At 64.2% G+C, this 25357-nt stretch carries 25 protein-coding genes and 3 pseudogenes; 16 read left to right on the top strand and 12 right to left on the bottom strand.

Annotation, left to right across the window (positions count from 1 at the left end; all coding sequences use genetic code 11):
• Positions 1–22 precede the first annotated feature (22 nt).
• From AC1DN2_RS14350 to AC1DN2_RS14360, 3 genes and pseudogenes are all read left to right on the top strand, one after another.
• On the top strand, positions 23–1075 hold the full coding sequence (locus tag AC1DN2_RS14350) for a homoserine dehydrogenase (RefSeq protein ID WP_476850813.1): 1053 nt from the start codon (positions 23–25) through the stop codon (positions 1073–1075).
• Positions 1068–2480, top strand: coding sequence for an aldehyde dehydrogenase family protein (locus AC1DN2_RS14355; RefSeq protein WP_476850814.1), 1413 nt, complete (start codon positions 1068–1070; stop codon positions 2478–2480). Before AC1DN2_RS14350 ends, AC1DN2_RS14355 begins: the two co-directional genes overlap by 8 nt.
• Before the next feature lie 105 nt (positions 2481–2585).
• Positions 2586–2690, top strand: a pseudogene (locus AC1DN2_RS14360) (lyase family protein); the annotation flags it as partial.
• Between the two features lie 10 nt (positions 2691–2700).
• Here the strand turns inward: AC1DN2_RS14360 and AC1DN2_RS14365 are convergent.
• Positions 2701–3168, bottom strand: a complete 468-nt coding sequence (locus AC1DN2_RS14365) for an Lrp/AsnC family transcriptional regulator (protein WP_476850815.1) — start codon at positions 3166–3168, stop codon at positions 2701–2703.
• A 75-nt stretch (positions 3169–3243) separates the two neighbouring features.
• On the opposite strand from AC1DN2_RS14365, the gene AC1DN2_RS14370 reads away from it, so the two are divergent.
• On the top strand, positions 3244–4005 hold the full coding sequence (locus tag AC1DN2_RS14370; RefSeq protein ID WP_476850816.1) for an HAD hydrolase-like protein: 762 nt from the start codon (positions 3244–3246) through the stop codon (positions 4003–4005).
• Positions 4006–4139: 134 nt separating this feature from the next.
• On the opposite strand, the gene AC1DN2_RS14375 is transcribed toward AC1DN2_RS14370, so the two are convergent.
• Positions 4140–5663, bottom strand: a complete 1524-nt coding sequence (locus tag AC1DN2_RS14375; protein ID WP_476850817.1) for a glycoside hydrolase family 43 protein — start codon at positions 5661–5663, stop codon at positions 4140–4142.
• A gap of 297 nt (positions 5664–5960) precedes the next feature.
• Between AC1DN2_RS14375 and AC1DN2_RS14380 the strand changes: the two genes are divergently transcribed.
• From AC1DN2_RS14380 to AC1DN2_RS14390, 3 genes are all read left to right on the top strand, one after another.
• A complete protein-coding gene (locus tag AC1DN2_RS14380; protein ID WP_476850818.1) occupies positions 5961–6410 on the top strand; it encodes a hypothetical protein in 450 nt (149 codons plus the stop codon).
• 412 nt (positions 6411–6822) lie between these two features.
• The gene (locus AC1DN2_RS14385) at positions 6823–7266 is read left to right on the top strand and encodes a hypothetical protein (protein WP_476850819.1); all 444 of its coding nucleotides are present in this window, start codon (positions 6823–6825) and stop codon (positions 7264–7266) included.
• Positions 7259–7729, top strand: coding sequence for a hypothetical protein (locus AC1DN2_RS14390; protein ID WP_476850820.1), 471 nt, complete (start codon positions 7259–7261; stop codon positions 7727–7729). Before AC1DN2_RS14385 ends, AC1DN2_RS14390 begins: the two co-directional genes overlap by 8 nt.
• 358 nt (positions 7730–8087) lie before the next feature.
• On the opposite strand, the gene AC1DN2_RS14395 is transcribed toward AC1DN2_RS14390, so the two are convergent.
• Positions 8088–8777, bottom strand: coding sequence for a nucleoside/nucleotide kinase family protein (locus AC1DN2_RS14395; RefSeq protein ID WP_476850821.1), 690 nt, complete (start codon positions 8775–8777; stop codon positions 8088–8090).
• Between the two features lie 627 nt (positions 8778–9404).
• Between AC1DN2_RS14395 and AC1DN2_RS14400 the strand changes: the two are divergent.
• Positions 9405–9563, top strand: a pseudogene (locus AC1DN2_RS14400) (IS110 family transposase); the annotation flags it as partial.
• A gap of 356 nt (positions 9564–9919) precedes the next feature.
• On the opposite strand, the gene AC1DN2_RS14405 reads toward AC1DN2_RS14400, so the two are convergent.
• Entirely contained in the window at positions 9920–10231 is a 312-nt protein-coding gene (locus tag AC1DN2_RS14405; RefSeq protein ID WP_476850822.1) for an HAD family hydrolase, read from the bottom strand.
• Between the two features lie 69 nt (positions 10232–10300).
• Complete coding sequence (locus tag AC1DN2_RS14410) at positions 10301–10585, bottom strand: hypothetical protein (protein WP_476850823.1); 285 nt, start codon at positions 10583–10585, stop codon at positions 10301–10303.
• Between the two features lie 309 nt (positions 10586–10894).
• Here AC1DN2_RS14410 and AC1DN2_RS14415 point away from each other — a divergent pair, with 309 nt between their 5' ends.
• Genes AC1DN2_RS14415 through AC1DN2_RS14425 form a run of 3 tightly spaced genes read left to right on the top strand, consistent with a single transcriptional unit; the run spans position 10895 to position 13000 of the window.
• Positions 10895–11620: a glycosyltransferase family 2 protein gene (locus tag AC1DN2_RS14415; RefSeq protein WP_476850824.1), complete on the top strand. Its 726-nt coding sequence runs from the start codon at positions 10895–10897 to the stop codon at positions 11618–11620.
• 7 nt (positions 11621–11627) lie between these two features.
• Positions 11628–12296 (top strand): TIGR04282 family arsenosugar biosynthesis glycosyltransferase, encoded by a 669-nt coding sequence (locus AC1DN2_RS14420; RefSeq protein WP_476850825.1) that lies wholly within the window; start codon positions 11628–11630, stop codon positions 12294–12296.
• Positions 12296–13000 carry a methyltransferase domain-containing protein gene (locus AC1DN2_RS14425; protein WP_476850826.1) on the top strand — a complete coding sequence of 235 codons (705 nt, stop codon included), beginning with the start codon at positions 12296–12298 and terminating at the stop codon, positions 12998–13000. The genes AC1DN2_RS14420 and AC1DN2_RS14425 overlap by 1 nt, the downstream gene beginning before the upstream one ends.
• Here the strand turns inward: AC1DN2_RS14425 and AC1DN2_RS14430 are convergent.
• Positions 12940–13440 (bottom strand): hypothetical protein, encoded by a 501-nt coding sequence (locus tag AC1DN2_RS14430; RefSeq protein WP_476850827.1) that lies wholly within the window; start codon positions 13438–13440, stop codon positions 12940–12942. The two genes, AC1DN2_RS14425 and AC1DN2_RS14430, sit on opposite strands and share 61 nt — an antisense overlap.
• Positions 13437–14627, bottom strand: a complete 1191-nt coding sequence (locus tag AC1DN2_RS14435; protein WP_476850828.1) for a molybdopterin-dependent oxidoreductase — start codon at positions 14625–14627, stop codon at positions 13437–13439. The genes AC1DN2_RS14430 and AC1DN2_RS14435 overlap by 4 nt, the downstream gene beginning before the upstream one ends.
• A 101-nt stretch (positions 14628–14728) precedes the next feature.
• Between AC1DN2_RS14435 and AC1DN2_RS14440 the strand changes: the two genes are divergently transcribed.
• Genes AC1DN2_RS14440 through AC1DN2_RS14450 form a run of 3 tightly spaced genes read left to right on the top strand, consistent with a single transcriptional unit; the run spans position 14729 to position 18182 of the window.
• Complete coding sequence (locus tag AC1DN2_RS14440; RefSeq protein WP_476850829.1) at positions 14729–16192, top strand: glycosyltransferase family 87 protein; 1464 nt, start codon at positions 14729–14731, stop codon at positions 16190–16192.
• Between the two features lie 50 nt (positions 16193–16242).
• Positions 16243–17124, top strand: a complete 882-nt coding sequence (locus AC1DN2_RS14445; protein WP_476850830.1) for an MTAP family purine nucleoside phosphorylase — start codon at positions 16243–16245, stop codon at positions 17122–17124.
• Complete coding sequence (locus tag AC1DN2_RS14450) at positions 17121–18182, top strand: NAD-dependent epimerase/dehydratase family protein (RefSeq protein ID WP_476850831.1); 1062 nt, start codon at positions 17121–17123, stop codon at positions 18180–18182. The genes AC1DN2_RS14445 and AC1DN2_RS14450 overlap by 4 nt, the downstream gene beginning before the upstream one ends.
• A 200-nt stretch (positions 18183–18382) precedes the next feature.
• Here the strand turns inward: AC1DN2_RS14450 and AC1DN2_RS14455 are convergent, their stop codons facing one another.
• Complete coding sequence (locus AC1DN2_RS14455; protein WP_476850832.1) at positions 18383–18793, bottom strand: nuclear transport factor 2-like protein; 411 nt, start codon at positions 18791–18793, stop codon at positions 18383–18385.
• Positions 18794–19505: 712 nt separating this feature from the next.
• Here AC1DN2_RS14455 and AC1DN2_RS14460 point away from each other — a divergent pair.
• A pseudogene (locus tag AC1DN2_RS14460) lies at positions 19506–19799 on the top strand (HhH-GDP family DNA glycosylase); the annotation flags it as partial.
• A gap of 68 nt (positions 19800–19867) precedes the next feature.
• Here the strand turns inward: AC1DN2_RS14460 and nagA are convergent.
• The 3 genes from nagA to AC1DN2_RS14475 form a co-directional block, all read right to left on the bottom strand.
• Positions 19868–21028, bottom strand: a complete 1161-nt coding sequence (gene nagA, locus AC1DN2_RS14465; protein ID WP_476850833.1) for an N-acetylglucosamine-6-phosphate deacetylase — start codon at positions 21026–21028, stop codon at positions 19868–19870.
• Positions 21029–21107: 79 nt separating this feature from the next.
• Positions 21108–21890 carry a glucosamine-6-phosphate deaminase gene (gene nagB, locus AC1DN2_RS14470; protein ID WP_476850834.1) on the bottom strand — a complete coding sequence of 261 codons (783 nt, stop codon included), beginning with the start codon at positions 21888–21890 and terminating at the stop codon, positions 21108–21110.
• Between the two features lie 104 nt (positions 21891–21994).
• Positions 21995–23005 (bottom strand): ROK family protein, encoded by a 1011-nt coding sequence (locus AC1DN2_RS14475; RefSeq protein WP_476850835.1) that lies wholly within the window; start codon positions 23003–23005, stop codon positions 21995–21997.
• A gap of 406 nt (positions 23006–23411) precedes the next feature.
• Between AC1DN2_RS14475 and AC1DN2_RS14480 the strand changes: the two genes are divergently transcribed.
• Positions 23412–24203, top strand: a complete 792-nt coding sequence (locus tag AC1DN2_RS14480; protein ID WP_476850836.1) for a sugar phosphate isomerase/epimerase family protein — start codon at positions 23412–23414, stop codon at positions 24201–24203.
• On the opposite strand, the gene AC1DN2_RS14485 is transcribed toward AC1DN2_RS14480, so the two are convergent.
• On the bottom strand, positions 24200–25243 hold the full coding sequence (locus AC1DN2_RS14485) for a LacI family DNA-binding transcriptional regulator (protein WP_476850837.1): 1044 nt from the start codon (positions 25241–25243) through the stop codon (positions 24200–24202). The genes AC1DN2_RS14480 and AC1DN2_RS14485 overlap by 4 nt on opposite strands.
• Positions 25244–25357: the final 114 nt, after the last annotated feature.

Here is a 25357-nt window from a genome sequence, read left to right on the forward strand (position 1 = left end):
TGTATCTGACTTAAGGAGCACCATGACCACCTATGACATTGCGCTGATCGGCTTCGGCGGCGTCAACAGGACGCTGGCCGAACTGGTCGCAACACGCGGTGACACACTCCGTTCCGAGCTGGGCTTCGGCCTGCGTGTCGTCGCCATCACCGACCTGCGTCTCGGCTCGCTGGTCCAGCCCGAGGGGATCGACCTCGGCATCGCACTCAATTTGGACGGTGGAAGCGAAACCTTCGCCGCCCATGGCGGGTCCGCGGACACCAATAACGAATCAGTTATCCGTGACTGCACCGCCGACATCATCTGCGAGGCCACGTTCACGAATCCCGACGACGGCGAGCCAGCAGTTTCGCACGTACGCTGGGCCCTCGAATCCGGCAAGAGCGTTTGCACGACGAACAAGGGCCCGGTTGCCCTCCGCGGCGCCGAACTGACCGCCCTGGCCGAACAGAACGGCGTGCACTTCGAATTCGAGGGTGCCGTCATGAGCGGCACTCCTGTCATCCGCCTGGCCAAGAAAATGTTCGCGGGGCTGAAGCTGAACGGGTTCGAAGGCATCCTCAACGGCACCAGCAACTATGTGCTCGGGCGGATGGAATCCGGACTGGACTTCGAAGAGGCCGTCAGCGAGGCACAGGAACGCGGCTACGCCGAAGCCAATCCCGCAGCAGACATCGAGGGATACGACGTTCAGCTCAAGGTACTGATCCTCGCCAACGAGCTGCTCGACGCAGGCATCGAACTAAAGGACGTTCAGCGGGCGGGGATTTCGACAGTGACGCCGGAGAATATCCAGAAGGCACCCCGCGAGGGACGCCGCTGGAAGCTCGTGGGTTCAGCGCGGCGGAACCCGGACGGGTCAGTGACCGCAGGCGTCTCCCCCGTAGCGCTCCCCCTCGGCCATGGGCTGGCCGGCGTTTCCGGCGCAACCAATGCCGTGTCCTTCGACACCGACCTTCTGGGCCCGGTAACCGTCTCCGGACCGGGAGCCGGCCGTGTGGAGACCGCCTACGCCCTGCTTTCTGACATCATCGCAATGCACGCAGCCAGGACGGAAGTAGCCGCAAATGTCTGAAACAACGCTGTGCTCGACGGAAACGGCGCTGCCGCAGTTCCGCGACGTGATGAGCCCCTACGACGGCAGAGTGGTCGGCGCGGTTTCGCTGACCGAGGCCACCGCCGGCAAAGCCGTGATCGAAACGGCCCGCGTCGGCGCCCGGAAGGCACGGGCACTGTCCCGCAACGCCCGCGGGAAGATACTGGACGGCGCCGCAACGGAGATCGAGCAGCGCAGCGAGGAGTTCGCGCAAACGATTGTGTCCGAGGCCGGGAAAACGATCCGCCAGGCACGGAAGGAAGTGATGCGCGCGGTCAACACGCTCCGCCTCTCCGCTACCGAAGCGCGCCGGAACGCAGGCGAAGTCATACCCTTTGACTCGTACGAGGGCTCAGAGGACCGCACCGGCTGGTACTCGCGCGAACCACTGGGCATCATTGCCGCGATCACTCCTTTCAATGACCCCCTCAACCTGGTGGCACACAAGATCGGCCCGGCAATCGCCGGAGGAAACGCCGTGATCCTCAAACCCTCTGCATTGACTCCCCTGTCAGCCCAGCTGCTCACGGACGCCCTCGTGAGCTCCGGCCTCCCGCCGGAAGCCCTCACGATTGTTCACGGCGACCGGGACGTGGCCGAAAAAATCATTCGGTCCCGGGACGTACGAATGGTGTCCTTCACCGGGGGGTTCTCCACTGGGGAGAGTATCGCCCGCACCGCAGGCCTGAAGAAGCTTTCCATGGATCTCGGCGGAAACGCACCCGTGATCGTCCTGGACGATGCCCACATCGAGAAGGCCGTGGAATCCTGCGTCTCCGGAGCGTTTTGGGCTGCCGGCCAGAACTGCGTGGGGGTGCAGCGGATCCTCGTAGCCGCCCCAGTGTACGGCGCGTTCCGCCAGCGCTTCCTGGAGGCAACGGCGCGGTTGGTTGCCGGGGATCCAATGGATGAACAGACGGATGTCGGACCCATGATCAGCCCCACAGCATTGCAGGAGCTCCAGTCCAAACTGGACGTGGCCCTCGACGCCGGCGCCGTCCTGCTCTCAGGCAACGTCACGGACGGCAATGTGCTTCAGCCGACCGTCCTGGAAGCCGTCCCGGCGGACAGCAGCCTGTGGAGGGAGGAGGTTTTCGGCCCTGTGGTCATGCTTCGTAAATTCAACACCTTCGAAGAGGCCATCGACGTCGCCAATGCCATCGAGTTCAGTCTTCATGCGGGCATATTCACCGACTCCCTGGCCAGGGCCATGGATGCGGCCCGCCAGCTCGAAGCAGGCGGCGTCATGATCAATGATTCCTCTGATTACCGGTTCGACGGCATGCCATTCGGCGGGGCTAAGTACGGGAGCATGGGCAGGGAGGGCGTCCATTTCGCGTATGAGGAGATGACCCAGCCCAAAGTCATCTGCATCAAGAACTGATCGAACTGGAGGGGCGCGGCCGAGGGCCCGCGCCCCTCCAGTTCCTCCGGGCAGCCGGCACAAAACTGCGCACCACCCAAACTTCCACACGGAGGACAGAAAACCATGGCCACCCGCATCGAGACGGATTCGCTCGGGAGCGTTCCTTTTCCGGCCACAGCCTATTGGGGAGCACACACCGCCCGGGCCTTGGAGAACTTCACCATCAGCGGGATCACTTTCACTCCGTGGCGCGGGCACCTCCGGCGCCCCGCCTGATGAAACTGGAAAGCGTCATGGCTGTCACCGTGTCCGTGACTCCGGGAATAGCAGCGATCTGCTCCCAGATCTCCTGCACCCTCTCCAGCGACCGGGCCTCGAGCCTCACCAGAAGATCAAAGTCACCGCTCACGACATCGCACAGAACCACCTCGGGAATCGACCGCAACACGGAGATGACGTCCGCCCCCCGAACCCGGTCCTTCCTGTAAACCATCAGGAAGGCGGACACCGGGCCCTGGCCCGGAGGGCCGGCAACAATCGTGTACCCCTGGATATACCCTTGCCGTTCCATCCGCTCGATGCGCTGGCGCACAGCGTTCCTCGAAAGGAGGACTTTGGTCGCCAGCTCTGCATGGCTCATGCGAGCGTTCTTCGTAAGCTCCGCAAGAATCCTCTGATCAATCTGATCAAGACTCACTCGATCCATGCCTGCCCTTCACAGCAATAATCCCCCGGACCCAACCGGAACGGAAACAACTTCAAGACCGAAAGCCCCGAAAAAATGACACTTCATCAAGCCCGGCCGTCTCTCACTGGCATTAGCTGCATCTTGTTCGACATGGACGGCACGCTCCTGGATTCAGCGCCGGGCGTTACAACAAGTGCTGCACAGGCATTGGCAGCTGTGGGCGCGCCGGTCCCCAGCATGGACATACTGCGCCGATTCGTTGGTCCGCCCATGATCGAGTCCTTCAGAACAGTCTCACAACTGGACGAAAAGACGGCCCAAAAGGCCCTCCAACATTATCGCAAAGCGTACGCCGATCATGGCGCCGAACAGTCCAGCCCCTACGACGGGATCATCGATCTACTCGAACGCCTACATTCGGCCGGCATTCCGATGGCCGTAGCCACATCCAAGGTTGAAGATCAAGCAAAAAGACTGGCACGAATGTTCGGAATTGATTGCCACTTCATCACCGTATGCGGAGCGTCAGATAGCGAGGGAAGAGCGAGCAAGGCAGACGTCATCGCCGAATTGCTGCTTCGGCTCCATTCCACAGGCGTAGACATCTCCAGTCCCGCAATGGTCGGAGACCGAAGCTACGACGTCGCGGGAGCAGCTATACACGGAATCCCCACAATATTCGCACTCTGGGGATACGGCGAGGCCGAGGAAGCCTCGCAGGCCGCCGCCGTTGCTGCCTCCCCTGCGGCCCTTCTGCCACTGATCCTGGAGAACCGCCGGCGGTCAGCCGCGCAGCATCCCTCGTGCGATGAGTCCACGAATGCGACCAGCAGTCATTCACATTCCACTGTTTGACGAGCCGTCGAAGCCGGCGTTTAGGGTTCGCACGCATTCCTCCCCGACTGTGGAGCTCCCGCACTGGCTGGGAGAGCGCAATCGTGCCATAAATGGGGCCGGAGACTCTCAGGGATGGACGAACTCGAGCGGCGCTAATCGTGATGGTTGTATTCGAACCGTTCGATGATAATGCTGCCGCTGGTTGCCGCCAGTCCGACAACGCGGCCGGTGAACCCGCCGGCGACCTCTGTGGACAGATACCGGCCGTCCATCCGCGCGAGCGTCGTCAGCTCGCCGTGCTCTCGAAAGCCCAATGTGACTTCGTCCGGCCCAGTATTTATGCCCGGTTGGCCCGCCAAGGGTGAGTCGTTGCATGCGATTTCCAGCTGAAATGGTCCAGGTGCTGGGTCGATTTCCGCTGTCGCTACCACCTGCTGAAGGGGTCCGATCTGGGCCACGACCCGGATTTGGCGTCCGGAGGCTTCGATGCCATACCAATGGAAGTCGTCCATCCTCAGGAGGAACCTGACCGCCTCGTCACCCGAGAGAAGAACCGACGCGCGTGCATCCCAAACGTGTCCGAGGACCCTGGTTGCCAAGATGGGAACGCTGCCCGTCTGGCTCTGCCCGATAAGGAGACCTTCGGGGGTTGCGGCCGTAAACGAAGCGGGGTCCTGGCCGGGTGAAATCCACCGCGGGTGAAGGCTGTCGGAGGAGAAATCATCACTAAACGAAGACCCGACGACGGGAACCTGATAACAGTCCTCATCGAACCGCGGCCAACCCTGGTCCCAGGAGATACCCGCAACATAAGTTTCTCGACCCAGGACGTGAAAGCCAGGAACAACGCCTCGGGGACGAACACCGAGATAGACCGCGGCCCAATCACCATCGACCGTTTCGACCAGGTCCGCGTGGCCGACACTCTGGACGGGCGCCTCCATGCTGCGATGACTGAGGATGGGGTTGTACGGATGCGGTTCAAAAGGACCTGCGGGACTGCTGCCACGGCTGACAGAGACGGCATGACCGCGTTCCGTGCCGCCTTCTGCCAAAACCAGATACCAGCAGCCGCCCGCCTCATACAGGTGCGGCCCCTCCGGGTAGGCCAACCCTGTTCCCTGCCACACCTTCCTGGGAGATTCCAAGAGGCGGCCAGCGTCGGGATCCAGCCGCGCCTGGACGATACCGGACTCATGCTCGCCGGGGCCGAACCCCACCCAGGTGAGGTAACAACTTCCGTCGCTGTCCCACGCGATATCCGGGTCGATGCCCAGCGTTCCCGGTATCTGTACCGGGTCGCTCCACGGGCCGGCAGCCTCCTTGGACCGCAACAGCAAATGACCGCCACCGAAGTCGCTCATGTTCGTGGTGACGAACCAGAATTCACCGTTGTGATGCCTGAGCGTTGAGCCGAAGATCCCGCCTGAAGGACGCCCGTCCCCAACAGCGAACTGGCTCCGCCGGGTGAGGATGTTCCCGATCTGATCCCAAGTTACGAGGTCCCGGCTGTGGAAAATCGGCGCTCCGGGGAAGTACTCAAAGCTCGACGTTGCCAGGAAATAGTCGAAGCCGACCCGACAGATTGTGGGGTCAGGGTGGAAACCCGGAATGACCGGTGTGATGGCTGCGGGAGATGCTACTTGCCGAACCTGCTCGACTGCAGTGTCAACCAATGGGGCTCCGTCCGTTGCTGGCATTGACTACCCGGTCTGCGGGAGTAGAGGAATTTCAACCCTAGGATGTCCCGCCTTGCAGTCCCGCCTGGACTTTCACTGGTTGGAACACCTTCCCTGCCTCACACCCGCATCACAGCCGGGGACGCCACGTCATTCAGCGCTGCCGCTGCATGGTCCAGAGCGTTGCACCAATTGGCCACGATGCCTTCAAGGGACGCGACGGTACCTGCCCGGCTGCCTTTCGATCACATGGAAACGCCCCGGACCAGCGTGGTCCGGGGCGAAGCAGACGGAATGGAAGATGCCGTGGACGGGGCGATGCGTACCGGCCTGATGGTAGCCAGCCGAATCGGCGAGCAGCTTGCCAGAATGCGCGAACTGGAACAGCGCACCATCGCCGCAGCAGAGGAGGAGAACCCCCTATCCTTGCTGCGGTGGTCCACGTGCCCTAGCTTGTGCATTCAGGCCAACACGGGCATGGGTAACCCGGAGGGCGTGGCTGAAATTAGTGCGGTGCTGGCAGGACTGACGGCAGAAGAACTCGAGGAGATCACCGTCCTGGGGCCGAAGGGACATCTTGGCCGGCATCTGATCGCCGTCATCGACAGAGCTACCGGAGGCCCGGACGCCGGACGGGGGTTTTACGTGACGGACGGAACGGTCAACGGCAACGGTGGACAGTTCCACGTCCTCCACAGCGACCTGAGTGACCGCATCTTCCGAGTCGGGACGGGCCAAAGCTAAGCCGGCAGCCCCTTGAGCTATGGTGTGCCATTACTGTCCATTTACTGAGGCCTGGCCTGATTGACCCCAAGCCTGCCAAACGGAACCGTGCAGGCAAACTCCATTTCCGGCGTGGCGCCGGCCTGAATGTCTTTACCAGACTGTAATAATTCAATTTATTTTACATATTGCTGCTGCAGCCGCGGTCCCATAGAGTCGGGCCATCAGCTGGTCGGGGCAGCGACGCGTCAGCCCAGCGATCATTGGGGGACTATTTCACTTCACTTCGCTGTGCGCCCTGATGTCAGCTAGCGGAGTACTGAAATTGGGGGATTCAATTGAAGAAGTTCTTGGTGCGACACTAGCTGGCATTCTCGTAACGGGGCTGATGACCCTTGCATCTCCGGCCCAGGCTGCCCCGGACACAGGGGGGGTGGTTAGTCCACAGGGGCTATGTGACAGCTCGACGGTCTACAAGACGGTCACGTCCAAGCAAAACTACTATCAGGCCATCGGCCCGGTGTACCACGCCATTAACGGGACGAGCTATGCGAACACTGTCACGTTTACGAATACCTTGTCTGGCGCGATAGGAGCGACAGTGGGCGGTTATATTGAAGGCGGCGTGAGCGGTGGAATCGCGACTGCTAAGGCACAGGTGTCCGGCAGCATCACGGCCTCCGCTTCCTATACGACCTCAATGTCGGTCCAATACACCGTGCCGGCTTTGCGGACCGGCTACGCGCAAATCGGAACCAGCAAATGGAAGGTAAACATCCGCACTTGGAAATACAACACCAATTGCGTTAGTTCGACTATTGGGACGGGGACGCTGGATGCTCCCACCAGCATCGGGTGGAAGACTTGGAATGGCTGATAGATCAGCGGGGATGATGCTGGCCGGGGCCGGGCTTGCTTCAGTGTGCCTTGCCCTGGTGGGATGCGACGCCGTGCCGCCGCTGCCCCCCGGTACTGCCACAGCTACGGCAAGTCCGTCGAGCACGCTGCCCGAGTCAGTAACTTCTCCGACGACCGTGAACCACCACATTCCCAGCGGCGAAAAAGTGGTCGGATCGCTGGACAACCAGACTGCAACGATGAGCCTTGGTCAATTCAGCGTGGAATCGAAGTTCATCAAGGTTTATTTGACGTGCTTTGGCCCGGGGGAAGTACTCATAAACGTCGATGGCGTAGGTAAGTTCCCGCTGCCCTGCAATCAAAACGATGTGGTTCCTTCGGAAAACCAATTCGAGGTCAGCCACCTCAAGTCCTATTCGGTAGGCATCGAATCGGCTGTGGGCCAGCGCTGGGCAGCGACCCTGGCCATACCAAAGGCGTAGCGTTGGGATCAGCCGTTGCGTGGAGGCGGCTGATCCCAAAGGCCGGTCGCCGCAGGGAGATACTCGGATCATGACGCGACTGGAGTTCTGGACGGACTACGGTCCGGGACCGCTATGGACCGATGAAGGCAAACCCGTCGATTTGAACGCGGGTCTCGGTGATTCTGCTCGTGGCCGCAGATCGGCTGCACTCAACTGATTCCAACGCCGATATCGGAGATTATGACGAGCGGCCACTCAGAAGCGGCTACGACGGCAGGTTACGTGAACACTATCGATTAGCCTCGTTGGGCACTTGTGTCCCAGGCAGGGAATAATGCCGGGGCGCCGTGAAGCCGGCGGCTCGGTTTCTGGCCGGTTATTCGTGGCCGGGCGCCGGGACGGTCGCGGGTGTGTGCTCGATGACGAGTGTGCTGCGCTGGCTTCCTGCTGCTACCAGGCGGGCATTGCGTTCGTCATTGCCGGTTGCACGCCATTCGGCGATGGCGGGGTCCTTGTCGAACCTCACGTGCCGGGCGGTGAGCCGGCGCAGGCGTTCGCCCTGTTCGAGTTCGACGAACCAGGTTTCATCCAGGAGGGATGCGACCTCGTTCCATGGGGCCTCGTCCAAGAGCAGGTAGTTGCCCTCGGTGATGATCAGGCGTGTTTCCGGCGGGACGGCGATGGCCCCGGCGATCGCGTCGTTGACTTCGCGGCGGAAGACCGGAGCGAAGACCTCCCGCGAGATATCTGAGCGCAGCCGGCGGAGCAACGCGACGAAGCCGGCACCGTCGAAGGTGTCCGGAGCGCCCTTGCGGTGCTCAAGCCCGCGGGCCACGAGCAGCGACTGCGCCAGGTGATATCCGTCCATAGGGACCAGGGCGACCTGCCGGGGATGGTCGGTGAGCAGGCGCTCCAGCAGCCATTCGCAGATGGTGGATTTTCCGGCCCCGGGCGCCCCGGCAATTCCGAGCAGGCACCGGCTTCGCCGCTGGAGCAGCGCTTCAGCCCTGGCGAGGAGCTGCTGCTGGCCTGATTCGTCCCAGCGCAGGTATGGAGGGGTGTTCATCGCTTCTCCTTTCCGGCTCCCGCCTGGACCAGGGCAGGAGGGTCACCGGTGTTCTACGGCATCACGTTACATCGGCGTGGACAATGTCCACACAACCTTTGCCGCACAAACGCCCGCTCACCTCTCCCCGGCCAAGAAAAGGAACGAATCGAGGACCAGAAAATCTCCCAGAAACATCCCTCAGGTCATGTCATCACCACAACTCCGGGAGATGAACAGGTATAAGGCCAACCACGTCCGCCACAAACAGCAAGGAAGGAGGCCCGAGTGATCCCGAGTCGCAGCAAGTCATGCAGTTCCAAGCGCTACCGGCCATGAAGGAGTAAACAGCAACAGCGCTGTCCAAGCCAAGAAAAGGAGCCGCCAGACCAGCCGCCACCAACAAAAATGGGCCCCCGCAGGGGCCCATAAAAAGATATTTGTACACATTCAGAGGCCCACGAGCCCCTGGACAGGGAAATACTGTGCCCGAGGTGGGACTCGAACCGCATTCCCACCCTGCAACCACTGGACTCCCCCGGAAACGTAACGAATCCGAGCCAGTCCGGCACCACTCCGACCCGATCCGAAGCCCAAAGTGTGTACTTTGTACACACCCCAAATTGCCCAGCGCGGAGCATCGCAGCCATTAATGCGCTCACCGCTCTCCTCCGCGTCGTCGACCTCGGCGTCGACGCCCGTAGGCCCTTGACCGTCACACAGATCAACACCATCGCAGCTTGGAGGGAACGGGACGAGGAATTCGGAGGTCAAACCTGCCGCCGCGAAGCAACGCGGCTCGCGAAGTAGATCCTGAAAACCCTTGGCGTTCTAAGACGGCTTGGCACCATTCACGGATTTGAACTGGCCGCCCCCAAAGGTCAGTGGACTCATACTTGCACAACGCCAGGTAGAAGCATCCAAGACAGCCGGCTCCGTCTCACCACGAGACTGGGTCGGCTTTTCTCAGCTCCGGACGACAAAGGGCACCGCGACAACCTGCCCCGGACACAGGAGCGGCCGTCATCCCCTCTGTGGGTCTTAGACGCAAAGAGGAAATCTGCGGGTTCAGCCTGACTGAACTGGTGGTAACGCTGCCGCGGCGGGGAACGTTCATTGGTTCCGGAAAGCGCGGCAACAAAAGCACACCACGCACGGCCGCGCTATGCGGCGCGGCATCCGGCATTTTCGAGTGCCCGCACGCCCTCAGGTACGTCCGGGTGCAGCCCGAGTCCGGCCGGGCCGTCCATGACGTGGTCCACTGCCTCGTCCAGGTTCCTGTCCAAAGACACCCCGCGGAGGAGCCCGCCCAGGACCTCGGCGCCAATGTCGGCGAACCGGCCGCTGCCTCCGGCCGCGGCAAGGGCGAACCCGTCCCTGAGCAAGGTTGCGAACCAGAGCGCAGCGAAGCTAACCGGGCGGGGCGCCGTCGTCGGCGCGCCCGGTCCTATCGCAGGACCCGGGAATAGGGTCATCAGGTTCCGGGATCCCTTCGGCCGAGGGAGGGGCCCGGCTGGACCCGGGACCCTCCTGTGAACCCGTTCCTACATTCCGGGGATATCGAGGGCCTGGAACACCTGGATCGTCGCGCCGGGCATCATGAGGTGAGGGTGGCCATCCATCAGAGCCACGGCCTGCTCCACACTGTCCGCCTCCAGCAGCGAGTAGCCGCCCACGTTCGCGTTGGCTGCGGACACCCCTGCCGGGGTAATTTCCTGCCCGTTGCCCAAGGGAGCGCCCATGTCCGCCAGATGCTCACCGGTCCGGCCGGCCCAGTCCATCCAGAGCTTCATTCCTTCAGCCGCAGCCGCAGGATCGTTGTTCTCCATGGTGGCCTCGGCCGACTGCGGAGCATTGTAGAGAACGACAAACTTAGCCGTGCTTCCTCCTTGAATCCGGCACCACATCTCGGGCACCAACCACCCGGAACACTACGGCCTGAAGCCATTCTCCGGAAGTGGCCGGGGCTGGCAATAACCTGATGTCGGCACACTCGGCGGGACGCGGCTCGCTCCGCCGCAGCCAGGCACCGGCGGGAATGGGGAGCACCGGTTAACGGTGGGTCCGCGGCATCATTTTTCCGCATACCGTAAGGATTCCGGGGCGAATCGGCGCTGCCGAATCCGTAGCCTTGAAGCATGTTTGAAATGACCGCCTGCATGGTTGACGTCGTGTTGCCGTGCCTGGACGAGCGGGGCGCCCTACCGTGGGTTCTGTCCCGTCTGCCGCACGGGTACCGGGCCATCGTCGTGGACAACGGTTCGGTGGACGGTTCCGCTGAGTTCGCGGAGAGCATGGGTGCGACCGTGGTCCGGGAGGACCGGCGCGGGTTCGGGGCGGCCGCCCATGCCGGGCTGCTCGCGGCAACGGCGGAATTCGTGGCCTTCTGTGACTGCGACGGCTCCCTGGATCCGGCCCAGCTTCCGGCGCTCCTCACCCCCATCATGGACGGAAACGCGGATCTGGTGCTGGGCAGCCGCCGGCCGCAGCCCGGCTCGTGGCCCCTGCACGCCCGCATCGCCAACCGTGTCCTGGCATCGCGGATCCGGCGCATGACCGGGGAACACGTGACGGATCTTGGACCGATGCGGGCCGCACGCCGCGAAGGGCTGCTCTCCCTGGCCTTGGAGGACCGCCGAAGCGGCTACCCCCTGGAGATGCTCCTCAAGGCCAGCCTGCACAGTTGGCGGATCGTGGAGTTCCCAGTGCGGTATTCCCCGCGCACCGGCAAATCGAAAGTCACCGGCACCCTACGCGGAACGATTACGGCGGTCCGGGACATGTCGGCCCAGCTCAGGGCGGCCGCCGCTGAGCTGCCGCCGGGACCGGCCCGGATGACCGGCCACCGCGAAGAACCCCTATGAGGGCAACATGGACCTGACAGTGGCCGTCATCGCCAAAGAGTGCCTGCCGGGACGGGTCAAGACCCGGCTCAGTCCCCCGCTGACGCCCGAACAAGCTGCAGCCCTGGCCCAGCTGAGCCTCAGCCGCACCCTCTATTCGGTGCGTAGCCTCCCGGCCCGACGCCGGCTGCTCGTGATGGACGGGGCACCCACCGCGCGGGACGCCACCAAATTCACTCTTGTCCAGCAAGTATCCGGAGGCCTGGATGAGCGCCTGGCCGCCATCTGTGACGCAACCAGCGGCCCCCTGCTCATTATTGGCATGGACACCCCGCAATTCTCCCGCCGCCATGTAGAGCCGCTGCTCCATGACTGGTCCACCTCGCAGCCCAGCCACGATGCCTGGATGGGCCCGGCAACGGATGGCGGCTTTTGGTCGCTGGCGCTGCGCCAGCCGGACGGAGCCCTGATCAGGGGCGTTCCCATGTCCACGACGACAACCGGGGCCCGGCAGCTCGCCCGGCTCACCGCGGCCGGCCTCAACGTCGGAATGCTCCCCGAACTGCGGGACATGGATCACTTCAGTGACGCCCAGCAGATCGCGGCGGAGATTCCGGGCAGCGCGTTCGCCAAGGCGGTGGCCAAAACCGTCGCCTGCGTGTCGGGCGTGCGGCAAAAAACAGAAGCACCCCGGTGATGACCGCCACCGCGGCACCTGCCGCCTACTTCGGCCAAGGCGAACGTGAGCCATTCGCCCTTGCCCTGCTGACCGGCTCCGGGGCCTTGACCCTCCGTCCGGAAAGTGCGCACTATCCCGCGGAGCCGGTGGAGTTCGACGTCCGTAACTGGTGCGAGGACGCCGACGCCACAGAGAGGTCTCTCCTGCAAAGCCTTCTGGGGCCGGTCCTGGACGTCGGTTGCGGGCCGGGACGACTTCTGGCTGCTGCCCAGCTGCTCGGATTGGCAGCCCTGGGCATCGATGCCAGCGCCGAGGCGGTCCGGCAGGCGCGCAACCGTGGTGCCCGCGCCCTCGAACAGTCAATTTTCGCCCCTGTACCGCAGCCGGGCCATTGGCAGTCCGTCATCCTGCTCGACGGCAACATTGGAATCGGGGGAAGCGTCACGGCCCTGCTGGGCCGCTGCCGGCAGCTCATCGCCCCTTCCGGGACACTGCTGGTGGAAGTAGACGCCGACGAAAACATCGACACGGCCTACTCCGCTTTTCTCGAAGACAGGCACGGGAACCGAAGCGAGGCGTTCGCCTGGGCGCGGATCGGCACGAACGGTCTGGCGTCGCGGGCGCCGGCCGCCGGCTGGTCTGTAGCCGCCATCCAGCGCCTTCAGGGCCGCGTCTTTTGCCGACTCTCGCCCCGCCGCATGCCGGTCCGCTCTATCCCATAAACGAGTACGGCAACCACCGCTGCCAGCACCGCCCAGAACCAGAGCAGATTGGTGGCATAGTCGCCTTCCAGGGCGCTGGTATTGCGGGCCACGGACTGGGCCTTCAACAAGATCCCGGCAATCACGGTCACCACGGCCCCCGTCATGAGCCCGCCACGCAGAACCGCGCCCGACGCTGGGCGGAGCCCGGATCCCAGCCGGGTCAGACCCCCGCCGGCAAGGGTGGAGGCCGGCACGATGACGCCGTCGTGCAGCAGCACGGCCACCGCCATCCACACCAGAAGCCCGAGCAGCTGGGGCGGGCCGAGTTGGGTCGGCAAACCCAAGAGCCCGTACCCGAGCAGCGACACACCCGCAATTCCCAGAACGATCCTCCAGATGCCCGCAGCTCGTCCCGCCCCGGCGGGTTTGCCGGCGCCAGCCGGCATCACGGGTTTCACAGGACCTCCACAGTGTGCAGCCACTTTGTTTGGAGGACGCCGGGGCGTCCGGGGGCGATGATGCGCGCCGGATACCCGTGGTCCAGATCCAGCGTCTGTCCGTTCAGCTCCAGAGCCACCAAGGTCCGTTCGTCCTGTGCGTACGCGGCTGGCATGTCCATCGTGCGGTAGGCGCCCTCGGGTTCGAGGCTTGTGACCCGGAGCGAGGACGACGGCGACGCGCCGACAGCGGCCACCAGGTCCCGGATCCGCACACCCCGCCAGGTGGCCGTCTGGCTCCAGCCCTCAACGCAAGCGATGGGAAGTTCGTGCTCATACTGGGGCAGGGCCTGGAGCTCCGCGAGGGTCAGGATGCGACGGGTGTCCTCATGGCTCACGGTGAGCGCCCAGTCCTTTGCTCCGGCCAGGTCGGCGACCTTGGCGTCGGCGGCGGTGCGGTTCACCGGGACGGCTTGTGGGCCGGTTCCCATCTTCCGCGGTGCAAAAAGGTTCAGCGGGTCCAGCCAGGAAAAGGACTGCCCGGCCGTCGTGAGTACGACGGCGCCCGTGGTAACGCCGACGGCGGCCAGAAAGGCCCGCCGGGACCAGCGACCCGGCATCGGAGGCGCCGCGCCGTCGTCAATCACCGGTGCTGTGGAACCGGCGCCGGCAGCCACTTGGGGCCGGGTGCCCGAACGGGAACGCCAATGCTCCATGATCAATGGAAGTTTCACGGCGATATGGAGCAGCAGCGACCCCCAGATCACCCAAGCCAACCAGAAGTGTGTCTGACGGAAGGGGAAAGGCCACGGGTACCACTTGTAGGTGTTGATCAGGCCCGTGCTCAGCTGCAGGAGCGAGGAAGCGATGAACAAGGCAATGGATGCCCGCTCCAAGGCGTGCATCACGGATTTGACCGGCGGCCACTTCAGCAGCTCCGGATAGACCGACCACAATTTGGCCAGCAGCAACGGAATGGCGGCGATGCCCGTGGTCACATGGATTCCCTGCGTCAGCTGATAGATCCAGACGGGGCTGGTGGGGAAGAACATCCACGACGGTGGCTCCTGCAGCCCGTGACTGAAGAGCCCGGTCAGAAAGCAAATGGTGAAGCTGAGCCCGAGCCAGCGCCCCAGGACCACCGTGAGCCGGGTGCTGCGCGTCGGTGAAGCGAACCGTGCGGCCAAAGCGTTGGTTAGCTTTTCCATAGTTCGATCACACCACCAATTCAGTCCCCCGGACCTTACGATTCGCTGAAATCCTTGGCCCGTCTGCAGCGCGGGCACCGGACATGGGGCAGGATCGGAGAGTGGGCGTCACTGCAACAGAATCCAGCCGGACAAGCGGAACCAGGATCAAGGTCCTCGTGCTCCTTCCGCTTGTGTTCCTCACAAGTGCTGCCCTGCTGTGGTGGATGGTGGTCCCCGGAAACCCGCTCGAAACGGCGCAGATCATCGCCACCTGCCTGACATGGCTGTCCCTCATCGCGGCCGTCAGCCTGCTACGGCACGTGCCACGGCGTCATGTGGGGGCCGTCATCATCACGGGAACCGTCCTGCTCGGCCTCGTTGCCGTGAGCGCACCGCCCCGGACCAGCAACGATTCGGCCCGGTATGCGTGGGACGGCATCGTTCAAAAAGCCGGCATCTCCCCCTACTCGTATGTGCCCATCGATGAAACGCTAAGCAGGCTTCGCCCCGGCTGGCTGTTCGCCCCCGGTTCCACGGGCCCCGACGGCAAGCCCATGTGTGCCCGGGACCTGTTCGGAACGGAATCCGTCGCCGCATCCGGTTATCCTTCCGGGGATCCTCTGTGCACGGCAATCAACCGCCCGCACGTGCCCACGATCTACCCGCCCACGGCCGAACTGTACTTTCTGGGCGTGCGCGCCACGGTCCCGGACACGGCCGGATTCATGGCCTTCCAGGTGGCCGGCCTGCTCCTGAGCGTGGCGATGGCACTGATGCTGCTCCGCGCGCTGGCCAGCCGCGGATCACCGCCGTACCTGGCCGCCGTGTGGGGGTGGAGTCCGTTCGTGCAGCTCGAAGCGGTCAACAACGCACACGTCGACGTCCTGGCCGGAGTCCTCATCCTTGCCGCCGGTATGCTGCTTCTGGGCGGCAGGCCGATCCGCTCAGGGGCCGCCTTCGGGGCCGCCGTCGCAACGAAACTTATACCCATCATTGCCGCCCCTGCACTGCTGTGGCGGCGCCCCGCCAGGTTCATCACAGCGGCGCTGGCCACGTTCGTGCTGCTCTATGTTCCCTACGTGGCGATCGCGGGGGCCGGTGTCCTGGGTTTTCTGCCCGGCTACCTCAAGGAGGAGAACTACAGCCAGAGCGGCGGCATCCGCTTCGGTCTTGCACAACTCGTCTCCGCCGGCCCCTGGCCGCCACTGCTCGGCGCCGCGGCCCTGGCCGTCGTCGCCCTCTGCGTGCTGCGGCGCACCCAGGCGGGGAATGTCTGGGAACAGCAGACCGTCATGATCGGGCTGACATTGCTGATTGTCAGCCCAAATTACCCCTGGTACGGGCTCATGCTGCTGCCGTTCATCGTGCTGAGCCGGCGCTGGGAGTACGTGGGGGTGATCCTCGCCCTGGACATCATCTACATGGTCCCCTCCGGCCCCTGGAGCGAGCCACTCAACCAGGGCGCCCTGCTCCTGGCGGCCGCGGCCATCGCCGGAGGCACCTGGCTGCGGCGCCGCGACGGGCTGCGGCTGGCCGCCCTCGAAGGACTCACGACCGGGGCGCCGGACCCCGCGGGCCGGTGACCGGCATAGGAACGTCACATACCCACATCGAGGACAGACAGGATTACATCATGGACACACCACTTCCCGGGCCGGCCCAGGCACGCATCGGCATCATTGGCGGTTCGGGAACGTACCGGCTTCCCGGGGCAACTGTGCGCGCGACCGTCGACGTCGGGACCCCTTACGGGCCGCCGTCCGGTCCGGTGACACTGGCCGACGTGGGCGGACGAACCGTAGCGTTCCTCCCCCGTCATGGCGGCGAACACTCGCTTCCGCCCCAGAAAATCAACTACCGGGCCAACCTCTGGGCGCTCAAGAGCCTCGGGGTCGAGGCAGTGATTTCCTCCTCGGCGGTGGGCGGGCTGCGGCAAGGCTTCGGTCCCGAGACCTTCGTCGTGACCGACCAACTCATCGATCGCACCTGGGGACGCGCCGATACCTTTTTCGACGGCACCGTCGCCGACGGCGTCACCCCGGCGGGTGTCCAGCATCTGCCCGCCTCGGAACCGTTTTGCCCGACACTGCGGTCGCACCTGGAGGCAGTTCTTGCGTCACGGGGCCTCCCCTACGCCCCGTACGGCACGGTGGTGGTGATCAACGGACCGCGGTTCTCAACGAAGGCCGAGTCGCAGTGGTACGTCACCGGCGGTGCCGACATCATCAGCATGACCCAGTACCCCGAGCCCGTGCTGGCCGCGGAATTGAACATGGGCTTCGCGAACCTGGCCTTCATCACAGACTCTGACACCGGCCACGACGGCTCGGAACCGGTCACCGCCGAGGCCGTCTTTGCACGGTTGAAGAAAGCCCAGCACAGCGTCCTGGCCGTGCTGGAGGACACGATAGCGGCGCTCCCCGAGGACTACGCACCGCGCCCGCTGATGGATCGGACCGCCGTCGCCCGGATCATGGCCCTCCCGGTCACACACGAGTCCGTGCCCGCACAGTGAGGCTCCTCGTCACCGGCGGTGCCGGATTCATCGGTTCGCACATCGTCGACGCCGCCCTCGCCAAGGGATGGTTCGTACGCGTCCTGGACTCCCTGGACCCGGGCCTCCATCCGGGGCCGCCGGCCCTTGATTCGAGGGTGGAGCTGCTGACCGGCGATCTCACGGAACCGGACACGGCAGAGCGTGCGCTCGAGGGGATCGACGCCGTCTGCCACCAGGCCGCGAAGGTCGGGCTCGGCGTCAGCTTCGCTGACGCGCCGGACTACGTCCGGAACAACGACTACGCCACCGCTGTCCTGCTCGCCGCCATGGAACACCAGGGCATTCTCGGGCTGGTCCTGGCCTCCTCGATGGTGGTCTACGGTGAGGGTGCTTACATCGATTCCGAAACCGGCCTCGCGGTCAGACCGGGACCGCGCGCCGAGGCCGACCTGCGCGCCGGCATCTACGACCCCCGGAACCCTGCGTCCGGCGCGATCCTTATTCCCTCCATGGTCAGCGAGGACGCGCCCCTGGATCCGCGGAACGTCTACGCGGCATCAAAAGTCAGCCAGGAGCATCTCGCCGCCGCGTGGGCACGCAGCGCCGGCGGGGTGGCGATCGCCCTGCGCTACCACAACGTCTATGGTCCCCGGATGCCGCGCGACACCCCCTATGCCGGTGTTGCCTCGCTGTTCCGCTCGGCCCTGGCCCGCGGTGCGGCACCCCGGGTCTTCGAAGATGGCGCCCAGCGGCGCAGCTTCATTCATGTCAGGGACGTGGCCGCCGCGAACATCGCTGCGGCCGAGGCGCTGTCCGCGGGCGGCGCTGCTGCATTCCGGGCCTACAACGTCGGCGCCTCCGAGGTGCACACCATCGGCGATGTTGCCGCGGCTCTTAGTAATTTCAGTGCCGGACCTGCCCCGATCGTGACGGGTGAATACAGGCTGGGGGATGTCCGCCACATCACCGCATCCTCCCACCTGATCCAGGCCGAACTCGGCTGGGAACCGACCGTAGGCTTCGACGAAGGCATGCGTCAATTCGCCACAGCTCCCCTGCGCGGCGAGCCAGGCTGACAAGGGCCTGTCCCGAAGGTCCCAAATGCCGGCATCCTCCGCTCGCTCCCCCCGCCGCGAGAAATCCCTTACAGATACGGGTCTCCCGAATGCGAGTAAACCCTCCCACAGGTCCCTGGCGGGCCGGCTGCCATGACCCCGAGCCAGTTCCCGGCAGTGAGACGGAAGACGCCGGCCGGCTTGCCGGTGATCCTGTCGAGTCAGTGCCGGCCGAGGTGGGCTGCGTCTTTCCAGACGCCATCTGCCGGCATTTCTAGCCGGTCGGTCATACCCTTCCTCCAATTCGGGGTCTCTACCGGCTCCCCCCAGTAGTCCGTGATGTGGGTGATTGTGCCGTCGACGAGTTCTCCAATGGTGACGTTGCGGTAGAGGCGTCCGTCGCCGTAGTTGCAGGTCCATTCGACGACGATGGTGGTGCCCAGCCGGTGCCGGCGGCCGATTTCCAGGGTGAGTTCGGGGAAGTTGCCTTCGACGTCTGCGATGAGTTGGCGGCCTCGGACGATTTCGCGCATCTGCGGCCATTGGCGGACTACGTTCTCGTTGAGGGGAGCGCCGAGGAGGTATTCGACGCGGGTGGCCCCGTTGTAGTCATCACTTGCAATGTCGGTCATGCTGGGATTCCTTCGGTGGTGGTAAGTGGGCGCCAGAGCCGTGCGGTGGCGTAGCTGCGGCCCGGTGCCCATCCTTGTCCGCGCTCACGAACATCGTCAATGGTCGGTGCCTCGTTGAGGGTCCAGGCGTGGGCGATTGCACGGCGCACTCTGTCACCGATGCGCCACGGAATCACGCGGCTACGCCTGTGGACCCTGTGCACACCACCTTGGCCGGACAAACAACCACCGCCCTCTCCCCGGGCCCAAGTAACAAAGAGTTCCCTGACGTTCCGGCTGCCGACAGGGATGATCATGAGGGTTTGATCCCCGAGTCACAGCAAGTCATGCCGTTCCAAGCGCTCCCGGCCATGAAGGAGTGACTAGCAACACCCCTGTCCAAGCCAAGAGAAGGAGCCGCCAGACCGCAACGGCCACCAACAAAAATGGGCCCCTGCAGGGGCCCATAAAAGGAGATTTGTACACACTCAGTGGCTCATAAGCCCCTGAACCAAAGGACCGCACACAATTCATGGAGGTGCGGTCCTGGCTGCGCCACCGCTGCCAACTGGTCGGCGTCACGACGTCCTCCAGCATTGACTTGTCAAAGAATCGGACCTCGCCCGCGGCCTGGAAAAACACCGGAAATACTGTGTTCGCGTCCTTCGAGGTTTCGTAAATCTCGGGCGCGCTCCCGTGCTTTCGCGCAATGGTTCCAACCACCCTATGGAACCGGGACGACCCTGACGGCCAGGAAGTGCTGCGAAGGCTGAATGGAGTGCCCAGCTTCGGAGAGCAAAAGGCAAGGATCTTCCTCGCGCTACCCGGCAAACAGTGCTGACTCCAGGCACAAGGCTGGCGAGAGCTGCCGACCCCTACGGCCAAGAGAGCGCATTTCTTTCTGTCGCCGACATCATGGACCCCGAGTCGCTGAATAAAGTGCGCCAGCAAGCAGGCTGCCAGGGCCGCAATCAAAGCCGCGAAGCCATCCGAGCGCCTCGATTCGGCCCCTACCGCTCACCAGTGACGGCCGTTCCATCTCGACTACGACGACGAAGCACCGGGGTTGTTTGACGTAGGAGAGGAGCGGCTGTTCTATCGAACACGGTGGCCAGCCGCCCACACTTTCCTGACGCCAAGACCGGCGTCTAAGAGGACCGCATCCGCGGCGAACCCGGGATCCAACCGTCCCAGATCACCAGACCGGCCGACAGCCCGAGCCGGAGTCTCAGTCAACGCCTGCACCGCCGCGGGCAGAGCGATCCCGAGCTGCTGGACAGCGCGACGAAGCGCGGCGTCGAGAGTAAGCGTTGAACCCGCGATGGCCCCGCCATTGGTCAGGCGCGCAACTCCCCCACTCACCTTTACCGCCAACGACCCAAGCCGGTAGTCGCCATCCTTAGCACCGGCAGCGGCCATCGCGTCAGTGACGAAGGCAATCCGACCCGGAGCGGCATCGAAGGCGACTCGCACCACGTCGGGATGTACATGGACCCCGTCGTTGACTACTTCCAACGTCACATGTGGGGTCCCGATTGCGGCTCCCACCGGGCCCGGTTCCCGGTGGTGTAGTCCGTTCATTGCGTTGAAAGCGTGGGTCAGAATGCTGGCACCGGCATCGAAGGCTTCACGCGCCGTGGCATAGTCCGCATCGGTATGTCCGACAGCGACGGCCGTTCCCGCCTCCACAAACGAAGACACCGCGCGGATTCCCCCCGGCAGTTCCGGTGCCAGCGTGATTTGGCAGATAGTGCCCCGGCCCGCTTCAAGAAGAGTCTCCACGGCCGCACAATCCAGGTTGCGCAGTAGTGAGGGGTCGTGTGCGCCCTTATGCCGCGGATTTAGAAAGGGGCCTTCCAAGTGACTCCCCAGGATCGTCTCGTCCCCATCCGCCAGATCGGCGATGGTTTCCAAGCGCTGCCTCAGCTGCTCGAGGTCCGCCGTGACGAGGGACACTACGGAGCGGGTAGTCCCGTGGTGACGGTGCATGGCCAGGGCAGCGGCAACGGAATCAGGACCGTCATCAAAGGAGGCGTTTCCTCCACCGTGAGAATGAATATCGATAAATCCCGGCGTGAGCCATCCGTCGTCGCCGTCAACTACTTCGGCTGTGTCCAACCCCGGGAGAGCGCGCCAGGAGCCGCCCGACCCTGTGGCGGTGATTCTGCCGTCGTCGAAGTTGACCCAACCATCATCGAGTACCTTGCCGCCACTGACGACAGCCGCCGAGTGGATCACGCATCTTCCGAACTTCATACCATCTCCAATCATTACTGCAACCAGCTGCCTCCTCCGGTTTAGGGAGTTGGCAGACCTCGTGGAACTACCCGCACTTTCAGAGCTGCTGCCATACTGGCTTGTTCTCGTATGTGTGCCGGTAGTAGTCCGCCAGGGCGAGTTGCGAAGCGGCCGCTTCATCGAGGATGACCCTGGTGTTCGGGTGCAGTTGAAGGATGGAACCGGGGCACATGGCCGATATTGGCCCTTCCACGAGCCGGGCGATGGCTTCGGCTTTGTGCTCCCCGGTGGCCATGAGGACAACACGACGGGCTTCCATGATGGTGCCTATTCCTTGGGTGATGACGTGGTGAGGGACATCGTTCGGATCGCTAAAAAAGCGTGCATTGTCCCGCCGGGTCTTGGAAAGAAGAGTTTTCACTCGGGTCCGTGACCCTAGGGAGGACCCTGGTTCATTGAAGCCAATATGGCCGTTCGAACCGACGCCGAGGACCTGGACGTCGATGCCGCCGGCGTCGATGATCGCCCTCTCAAAGTCCGCGGCTTCAATCTCCAGATCAGGGGCGTTCCCGTTGGGTCCGAGAACCCTGGCTGGATCGATGTCAACACGAGTAGTGAACTCCCTGTTGACCACCGCCTTGTAGGTTTCGGGGTGCCCCACGGGCAAGCCGATGTATTCATCCAGGCTGAAGGCGCGCACGTCGCGGAAGGTCAACTGCCCGCGACGGCTCCGACGCTCCAGTTCGTCATACAAAGGAAGCGGGGACGACCCGGTCGCCAGGCCCAGGACTGCCGCCGGCTTGCGGTTAATGATTCGTTCGAATGGGTCTGCGGCGGCCTGGCCGACAGCGTCAATATCTGGGCAAATAACAATTTCCATATCGATCTCCTGTTAAGTCTTCTGATTTCGAATCGGATCTTCATTGAGCAGAACCTCGGCGACGTTGGCTGACGAAGTGATGCATGGTCTTTTGTTGATGCCAGTCACAGCCTTGCCTGTTCGCTGTTGATGAGTTCCCGGGCCTTCAGTCCTGAGCCGACCAGTCCAGCATTCTGACCCAGTTCCGCCGGAACGATACCCGGCCGTGGCTGGAACGTGAGTAACTCATCCACTCGGTCGATGACCGGGGCAAATAATGCCTCGCCCGCTTCAGCCAGGCCACCGCCCAGCACAACAGTCTCCGTGCCCAGAATGGCCACGCACTGGGCGATGTTGAACGCAATAGCGTCCACTGCCTCGGACCAGATCCGCCGGGCAACCGTTTCCCCGTTCTGGGCCATCCGCAGTACACCGCGGGCGCCATCGGCGGCAAAACCTGTGGCCTCCGCATAACGCCGGGCAATGGCCCCGGCCGCCCCGATGCGTTCCAATTCCTGCAACGAACCGCCCGGAACGGGAACCAGCGCATGGCCTAGCTCTCCGGCATACCCGCCGCCGACCACGCGGCGGCCGTCGCTGAAAATGGCACCGGAAATTCCGGTGCCGATCACCATGACCATTGCATTGCTGCACTCACGTGCTGCACCGAGCCGGAACTCGGCCTCGCCGGCCATTTCGACATCACGACCGAAAGCCACGGGCAAATTGAGTCGCTCACTTAGCCGCTGGACGAACGGATAGTCCGACCAGCCTAGGTTGACGGAAAGAATGCCGATGCCAGCGTCCTCGTCCACCAACCCGGGGGCGCCCAGGCCGATGGCGGCCACCTCGACGTCCGGATGCGTCCGGCGGTATTGCCCAGTTAATTCCACAATCCGGTCCACCACTGCGTCTCCGGGCCGTGTGGCGTCCCGAGGCGTCCGCATCCGCTGCAGATCCAGCACCGGCAAGGACCCTGATTCGATTGGCCGGCCAAGCAGAATGCCGATCTTCATGTCGGTCCCGCCGACATCGATTGCCAGGACAGCCGGACCATCCCTCTGCGTATGCAGGCCCGACTCGGGCTCGACGAAGCGGCCTTGAACCCTCCCGGCGGCCGTTTCTTTGACGACCATCAATACATCTCCTTAATCGGAAGGCAGACACTGTGTTGCCCCCCGGATGCTGCAGAACGACGGCTCTCCGGCTAACCCCGGTGCGGTCTTGGCTTGGAGTGACGTTCACAGCGGTTGTTAGAAATGAAGCTTTCCCAACTAGGCGCCGCATCATCGTGGTGGCGACGAACGTTGAGTATACGCATGATCTTGCCAACGTGGAAAGCGCTTACCCCAGATGACATGACATCGCCCCGCCGAAGGTTGCCCGCACCTGGCCCTCGAGCCCAGCGTGGCACCGTCGATCAGGCCGGGAGTCCCGACGGGCCCGCCCGGGGACGGCGCCTGCGTTCGGTGGGATTGCATGGAAAGCGCATTCCCATTACCGTGGAAGCGCCCCATCCCTGAAAAGACTGCGAGTACCCTGATGGCCTTAGTCTCGGGCTTCGACCCGATGCAACAGGTGGCAACGCTCACGCCCGGCATCTGCTCGGTGACGCTTCGTTCCCACAGTATCGACGAGGTGGTCGCGGTTGCCGCCGGGGCTGGCCTGTCCGGGATCGAGTGGGGCGCCGACGTCCACGTCGTCGACGCCGCCTCTGCGGACCATGCGCGGCAGGCCTGCGCCGCTGCCGGGCTCAAGGTTCTCTCGCTGGGCTCGTATTACCGGGCTGGCACCTTCGGCGAATTCGACGACGCCGTGGCGCTGGCCGTCCGGGCGGGGGCACCGCGAGTGCGCATCTGGGCCGGCTCGGTTGAACCTAACGATGCCGAGCAGCAGCTATGGGACGCGGTAGTGGCGGACACCCGGCGCATCGCCGCGTTGGCCGCGGAAAACGGCCTGCAGCTCGCCTTCGAATACCATGGAGGCACCCTGACCAGCACGGTCGAGGGCACCCTGGAGCTTCTCGAACGGGTGGACCGGCCTAATGTGGGCACCTATTGGCAGCCCGCCGTGGCGCTCAGCGAGCCGGACGCCGTGGCCTCGCTGCGCCAGCTGATCGGGCGCGTGGCCGGCGTGCACTGCTTCTCCTGGTGGCCCGCGACGGAGCGGCTCCCCCTGGAGGGCCGCAAGCGCCTGTGGCAGGCCGTGTCCGACGTCATTCGGGAACACGGTCGGGACATGGACATGATGCTCGAATTCGTCGAAGGTGACCTCCCGGAAAACGTCGTCCGCGACGCAGGGTTCCTGCGCAGGATCGCCACAGACGCCGGCTAGGCGCCGGCCGTGCTCCGGCGAAGCGCCACACTGCCTGCAATGGCGGCCGGGCCGGCATCGTCGGAGATGGCCCCCAAAGTCACCAGGCGTCCCAGCTCTTCCAGCGGCAGGCTCACCGTGGACAGCGCCGGCCGGAAGTCGCGCAGCCATTCAATGTCGTCGAAGCCGGCCAGGGCGGCGTCGCGCGGAATCTTCAGCCCGTGCTCGCGCAATGCCGCAGCCACCCCGATCGCCATGACGTCATTGCTGGCGAAAATGCACAACCGCGGCTGCCCTGCGGCCTCCTTGATCTTCCGGGCGATCACCACGCCGGCGCCGAAGCCGCCGCTACGGTTGAACGGAAAGTGCATGACCTCCGCGGCCGGCCGGCCGGCGTCGGACAATCCCTGCTGGAATCCCCGGATCCGTTCGTCCGAGGTGGCCAGGCCGTCGGGGCCGCCCACGATCACAAACGCGCCCTCGTGGCTCCGGGCCAGGTCCCGGGCCAGGTCCCGGGCGAGCTGTTCATTGGGGACGATGACCGTGTAGTAGCTGTCCGGCTCTGCCGCGCCGGGGACCGGCCGGCCGAGAACGCCCACCCGCCCGCCGTTGCGGCAGTAGCGGTCCAGTTCCGCGGCGAGTTCGGCATTGGCCCCGGCGTCTTCGGCCCGCATAGAGCGCGAGCCGGCAATGATGATCGATTCGGCCCGGCGCGCGGCAAAGGCGACGACGGCTTCCTTCTCGGCTGCGGGCGTGCCGTCCGTCGTGGCCAGAAGCACCATGCGGTGCTCCTGCCGGGCGGCTGCCTGGACGCCTTGCGCGATGGCGGAGAAATACGGGTCCGCGATGTCGTGGACGATCAGCCCGATGAGTCCCGTGCTGGCCCTGGCCAGGGCCTGGGCCTGGGCGTTGGCCACGTAGCCGAGCGACTCGGCAGCCGCGCGGACCACCTCGGCAATGCCTTCGCCGGGCTTCCTCGCGGAGCCGTTGAGGACTCGCGAGGCCGTGGCAAGGGAAACTCCTGCCAGCTTGGCTACTTCGGCCAGGGTGCTTGCGGCCACGGGATGTCCTTTCTCTGGAGCGCTCCGAACCACCTTATGGCAGTTCGCCTGAAATATCCGGAAAGCGCTTGCCCCGGCGGCGCGGACAGTGCACACTTGATCAGTGGGAATGCG

Source organism: Arthrobacter sp. 01L42 (assembly GCF_056400005.1).

Coding starts and splice junctions, on each gene's coding strand:
- AC1DN2_RS14395 (WP_476850821.1), bottom strand. CDS start 8,777: ATGAACACCCCTCCATACCTGCGCTGGGACGAATCAGGCCAGCAGCAG.
- AC1DN2_RS14435 (WP_476850828.1), bottom strand. CDS start 14,627: ATGGAAAAGCTAACCAACGCTTTGGCCGCACGGTTCGCTTCACCGACG.
- nagA (WP_476850833.1), bottom strand. CDS start 21,028: ATGAAGTTCGGAAGATGCGTGATCCACTCGGCGGCTGTCGTCAGTGGC.
- AC1DN2_RS14410 (WP_476850823.1), bottom strand. CDS start 10,585: ATGGAGAACAACGATCCTGCGGCTGCGGCTGAAGGAATGAAGCTCTGG.
- AC1DN2_RS14355 (WP_476850814.1), top strand. CDS start 1,068: ATGTCTGAAACAACGCTGTGCTCGACGGAAACGGCGCTGCCGCAGTTC.
- AC1DN2_RS14405 (WP_476850822.1), bottom strand. CDS start 10,231: ATGACCCTATTCCCGGGTCCTGCGATAGGACCGGGCGCGCCGACGACG.
- AC1DN2_RS14420 (WP_476850825.1), top strand. CDS start 11,628: ATGGACCTGACAGTGGCCGTCATCGCCAAAGAGTGCCTGCCGGGACGG.
- nagB (WP_476850834.1), bottom strand. CDS start 21,890: ATGGAAATTGTTATTTGCCCAGATATTGACGCTGTCGGCCAGGCCGCC.
- AC1DN2_RS14445 (WP_476850830.1), top strand. CDS start 16,243: ATGGACACACCACTTCCCGGGCCGGCCCAGGCACGCATCGGCATCATT.
- AC1DN2_RS14415 (WP_476850824.1), top strand. CDS start 10,895: ATGTTTGAAATGACCGCCTGCATGGTTGACGTCGTGTTGCCGTGCCTG.
- AC1DN2_RS14365 (WP_476850815.1), bottom strand. CDS start 3,168: ATGGATCGAGTGAGTCTTGATCAGATTGATCAGAGGATTCTTGCGGAG.
- AC1DN2_RS14390 (WP_476850820.1), top strand. CDS start 7,259: ATGGCTGATAGATCAGCGGGGATGATGCTGGCCGGGGCCGGGCTTGCT.
- AC1DN2_RS14350 (WP_476850813.1), top strand. CDS start 23: ATGACCACCTATGACATTGCGCTGATCGGCTTCGGCGGCGTCAACAGG.
- AC1DN2_RS14425 (WP_476850826.1), top strand. CDS start 12,296: ATGACCGCCACCGCGGCACCTGCCGCCTACTTCGGCCAAGGCGAACGT.
- AC1DN2_RS14455 (WP_476850832.1), bottom strand. CDS start 18,793: ATGACCGACATTGCAAGTGATGACTACAACGGGGCCACCCGCGTCGAA.
- AC1DN2_RS14380 (WP_476850818.1), top strand. CDS start 5,961: ATGGAAGATGCCGTGGACGGGGCGATGCGTACCGGCCTGATGGTAGCC.
- AC1DN2_RS14475 (WP_476850835.1), bottom strand. CDS start 23,005: ATGGTCGTCAAAGAAACGGCCGCCGGGAGGGTTCAAGGCCGCTTCGTC.
- AC1DN2_RS14370 (WP_476850816.1), top strand. CDS start 3,244: ATGACACTTCATCAAGCCCGGCCGTCTCTCACTGGCATTAGCTGCATC.
- AC1DN2_RS14480 (WP_476850836.1), top strand. CDS start 23,412: ATGGCCTTAGTCTCGGGCTTCGACCCGATGCAACAGGTGGCAACGCTC.